Source organism: Archangium sp. (genome assembly GCF_036388035.1).
In the GTDB taxonomy this organism is placed as follows: Bacteria; Myxococcota; Myxococcia; order Myxococcales; family Myxococcaceae; genus Archangium.
This window is the reverse complement of the sequence record NZ_DASVSO010000483.1, coordinates 1-4,161: the sequence shown is the minus strand read 5'-3', so window position 1 is coordinate 4,161 and position 4,161 is coordinate 1. Positions and strand designations below refer to the sequence as shown.

At 71.9% G+C, this 4,161-nt stretch carries 5 protein-coding genes; all 5 read right to left on the bottom strand.

Annotated features, from left to right (window positions below):
- The coding region (locus tag VF697_RS19550) for a hypothetical protein (RefSeq protein ID WP_331097181.1) at positions 1-1,382 on the bottom strand (1,382 nt) is incomplete at its 3' end.
- Positions 1,382-1,906: a 2-amino-4-hydroxy-6-hydroxymethyldihydropteridine diphosphokinase gene (gene folK, locus VF697_RS19545; RefSeq protein ID WP_331097179.1), complete on the bottom strand. Its 525-nt coding sequence runs from the start codon at positions 1,904-1,906 to the stop codon at positions 1,382-1,384. The genes VF697_RS19550 and folK, both read right to left, overlap by 1 nt.
- On the bottom strand, positions 1,903-2,670 hold the full coding sequence (locus tag VF697_RS19540) for a fumarylacetoacetate hydrolase family protein (RefSeq protein WP_331097177.1): 768 nt from the start codon (positions 2,668-2,670) through the stop codon (positions 1,903-1,905). The genes folK and VF697_RS19540 overlap by 4 nt, the downstream gene beginning before the upstream one ends.
- Positions 2,667-3,485 (bottom strand): 4-hydroxy-tetrahydrodipicolinate reductase, encoded by an 819-nt coding sequence (dapB, locus tag VF697_RS19535; protein WP_331097175.1) that lies wholly within the window; start codon positions 3,483-3,485, stop codon positions 2,667-2,669. Before dapB ends, VF697_RS19540 begins: the two co-directional genes overlap by 4 nt.
- Positions 3,486-3,511: 26 nt before the next feature.
- Positions 3,512-4,161 (bottom strand): 4-hydroxy-tetrahydrodipicolinate synthase (gene dapA, locus VF697_RS19530; RefSeq protein WP_331097173.1); only part of this gene is annotated, 650 nt, incomplete at its 5' end.

The following is a 4,161-nucleotide window of genomic DNA, read 5'->3' as shown; positions in this document are numbered from 1 at the left end:
GAGGCCGCCAGCTTCGACCAGAGCGCCTTGGCGCCCTTGAGATCGCCCTTGGCCTTGAGCGCCTCGCCGAGCTGATCCACCGCCCCGGGGTCGGAGCCCACCGCCACGCCCCACACCCGGTCCGCCGTGGGCTTGCCCAAGCCCACGAGCGTCCATGCCAGGCCGGCCTTCACCCGCCCGTCCGGACGCAGCGGCATCACCTGCCGGTACGCCTGCAGCGCCTCGTCGAAGCGCCCCTTCGCCAGCAACTCCTCGCCCTGCTCCACCGTCTGCGTGAGCTGGGCCTCCATCTCTGGCGTGTGCTCGACGTTCTGCATCGCCTGCATCGTCTCTTGCGAGATGGCGGGCGCCGCCGTGTCAGCGCCACCGGCCATCGGGCCACTGGCCGCACCACCCGCCGTGGGCCCGCCCGCGCCGGCCATCTGCCCCCCCTGCGCCATCATCGCCTTCGGCGCGAGGTCGAGCTTCGTGGCGCGGATGCGCCGGTCCTCGGCGCGCGAGGCCTGCAGCTTCTTCATGCCACCGGCCTTCACCGCGTCCTCCGTCATGCGGCTCAGCTTGCGCGCCAGCGGTGCGCGCGCCGAGTTCGGGTGCGCGGCGAGGAAGGCCTCGAAGCCCTCGTGGGCCGATTGCAGCGCCTTCACGTCCTCGCCCTTCATCTCGTACAGCAGCGCCGAGCGCCCGAAGAGCGCGTCCGCGGACGAGGGCGCCACGTCCAGCACGCGCTCGTACACCACCAGCGCGCCCGCCCCGTCACCGGAGAGGAACATCGCGTTGGCGCGCATGGACTCCACCTCCAGCACCGGCTCCAGCGCCGCGCGGGCACAGGCCGCCGCTCCCGCGGTGTCGCCCTTCTTGGCGCGCTCCGCGGCCGTCGCCGCCATGGACTCCACGGGCGTCTGCTCGGAGAAGCCGCACTTCGCCTGCGCCGCGCTCGGCACCGGGCCCTTGCCCAGCTTCTTGCGCTGGGCGAGGAACAGCGCGCGCACGTCCTTCGCCTTCTGCTCCGCCTGGAAGAAGTAGGCGATGGCGTCCGAGGGCCGGCCGTTCGTGTAGTAGAGCTTGCCGAGCGAAGAGGCGATCTCGAACGTCTTCTCCCGCTCGCGCAGGCCCTGCATGTCGTCGAGCTGCTGGAGCAGCTCCTCGGCGGTGGGCGGCGCCCGGCCCGTCATGGGCGGGTGGCCCTCGGGCATCTGCCCCGGAGGCGTGGCGGCGGACGGCGCCGAGCCGAGGGACGGGTGGCCCTCGGGCATGCCTCCCGTGCTCCCGGGGGAGGCGGCCGAGGGCTGGGCCCCCGAGCCGAGGGGCGGATGCCCGGCGGGCAGGTTGGAGGGCTCGGCGGCGAGCAGGGCCGCGGTGGCCAGGGCGAGGGAGAGGGTCATTACTCGGTTACCGGAGAGAGGGTTTCGGGCCACTGGGTGGCCGGGCAGCGGCGCACGTCCTGGGGGTCGAGGTGCGTGAGCAACTCCAGCACCGTCATTCCCAGCACCGGGTGCGTGGCCTCGGGGGCGAGCTCGGCCAGGGGCTCCAGGGCGAAGCGACGCTTGTGCAGCTCCAGGTGCGGCACCTGGAGGTTGGGGTCGGCGACGATCTCTCCATCCCACAGGAGGATGTCGAGGTCGATGGGGCGCGGGCCCCAGCGCGGCCCCCCCGGGTCACGCCCGAGGTCTCGCTCGATGTGCTTCAGGATGCAGAGCAGCCGCTGGGGGGGCAGCGAGCACTCCAACGCGACCACGGCGTTGAGGTAGTGCGGCTGCGGAGGACCCACGGGGGCGCTCTCGAACAAGGAGGAGCAGTGCAGGACGGCCACTGCATCAATGCGCGACATCGCCTCCAGGGCGGAGACGAGTTGGGCTTCGCGGTCTCCTTGGTTGGAGCCCAGCCCTACATAGACAGTGGTGCTCAAGGCTCCATCTCAACAGGATTCGCCAGGGTCCCGATTCCCTCGATCTCCACTTCCACCGTCTCCCCAGCGGCCAGCCGGCCCACGCCCGAGGGCGTCCCCGTGCTGATCAGGTCGCCTGGCAGGAGGGTCATGATGTGGGAGATGAAGGACACCAGCCGGGCGGGGTGGAAGATCATGTCCGAGGTGCGGCTGTCCTGTCGCACCTGCCCATTCACCCGGCAGAGGATGCGCAGGTCCGCCGGGGACAGGCCGGTGACGACCCAGGGCCCGGTGCAGGCGAAGGTGTCGTAGCTCTTGGCGCGGGTGTGCTGCACCTCGCGGCGCTGGATGTCGCGCGCCGTCACGTCGTTGATGCAGGTGAGGCCCCAGATGGCGCGGGCGGCGGTGGCCTCGTCCACCTTCTTCAGACGCTCGCCGATGAGCAGGCCCAGCTCCGCCTCGTAGTGGACCTCCTGGCTCGCCTGGGGGATGCGGATGGGCGAGCGGTGCGCGTTGAGCGCGGTGGAGGGCTTCATGAAGATGAGGGGCTCGGGCGGGACGGGCTTGCCCATCTCCTCGGCGTGCTTGCGGTAGTTCTGACCGATGCACACCACCTTGGAGGCCTCGGAGGGCACCAGCAGCGTCACCGCGCTCAGCGCCACCCGCCGGCCCGTGTCCTCTCCGCCAGCCCACGGCGCGCCGGAGAGCGCCACCACCTCTTCACCCTCGATGCGGCCGAAGTGCGCCCGGCCCTCGTGCTGGAAACGGCAATAACGCGTCGTCATGCGGTCCTCTGGAAGCCGAGCACGTCGGCCATGTCGTAGAGCCCCGGTGCGCGGCCCGTCACCCAGCGCGCGGCCCGCAGCGCCCCGAGGCCGAACTGATCCCGGTTCGTCGCCCGGTGGGTCAGCTCGATGCGCTCGCCCTCCCCGAGGAAGTACACGGTGTGCTCGCCCACGACGTCCCCGCCGCGCAGCGTCTGCACGCCAATCTCCTTCTTCGGGCGCGCGCCGATCTGCCCGTTCCGCTCGAACGTCAGGTCCTCCGGCCCGCGCCCCAGCGCCGAGGCGAGCACTTCGGCCAGCTTCAGCGCCGTGCCCGAGGGCGCGTCCTTCTTCATCCGGTGGTGCGCCTCGAGCACCTCCACGTCATAGCCCTCGCCCAGCACCCGGGCCAGCTCGGCGGCCATGCGGATGACCACGTTCACGCCCACGGAGGTGTTGGGGGCCAGCACCACGGGGATGGACTTCGCGCTCGCGGCCAGCTCGGCGCGGGACTCGGGGGTGAAGCCCGTGGAGCCGATGACCATGGCCACACCGCGCTCGGCGCACTGGCGCGCATGGGCCACACTGGCCTCCGCGCTGGTGAAGTCGATGACCACCCGCGCCCGGCCCATGTCGAGCACCCGGCCGAGGTCATCGCCCACGGTGAGGCCGAGCGCGGTGCCCAGGCGCGCGGCCTGCCCGGCATCCTGTCCCACGGCGGTCGAGCCCGTGCGCGCGGTGGCGCCGGCCAGCTCCAGGTCCTGGGCGTCGCGGACGAGGCGCAGCAGGGTGCTGCCCATGCGGCCGGTGGCGCCGGTGATGACGGTACGAATCATGGTGTCCTCGGCCCGTGAGCCTGGGTTCAGCCCGGGAGGAGGCCCAGCTTGCGCAGCTCGGCCTCCAGCTTCTTCGCGTTGGGCTCGGACATGGGCACCAGCGGCAGGCGCAGCTCCGGACCGAAGAGCCCCAGCTTGTGCAGCGCCCACTTCACGGGGATGGGGTTGGACTCGACGAAGAGCAGCCGGTGCAGCTCGTTCATCCGCACCTGGAGCTCGCGCGCCTCCGCCATCCGCCCCGCGCGCGCGGCCGCCACGAGGTCCGCCATCATCCGCGGCGCCACGTTGGAGGACACCGAGATGACGCCCTTGCCGCCGCAGGCGATGAAGGGCAGCACGGTGAAGTCGTCACCGGACAGCAGCGTCAGCCGCTCGCCGCACTTCTCCACCAGGTCCACCGCGCGGGCCATGTTGCCCGTGGCCTCCTTGAGGGCCACCACCTCGGGGAGGTCGCACAGGCGCAGCGCCGTCTCCGGCAGCAGGTCCACGCCGGTGCGGCCCGGCACGTTGTAGGCGATGATGGGGAAGCCCGGGTGCGCCTTGGCGATCGCCCGGTAGTGCTCCACCAGGCCCGCCTGCGTGGGCTTGTTGTAGTAGGGCGTGACGATGAGCGTGCCGTCCGCGCCGGCCTCGCGGGCGCGCTTCACGTTCTCGATCGTCTCCGCGGTGCTGTTGG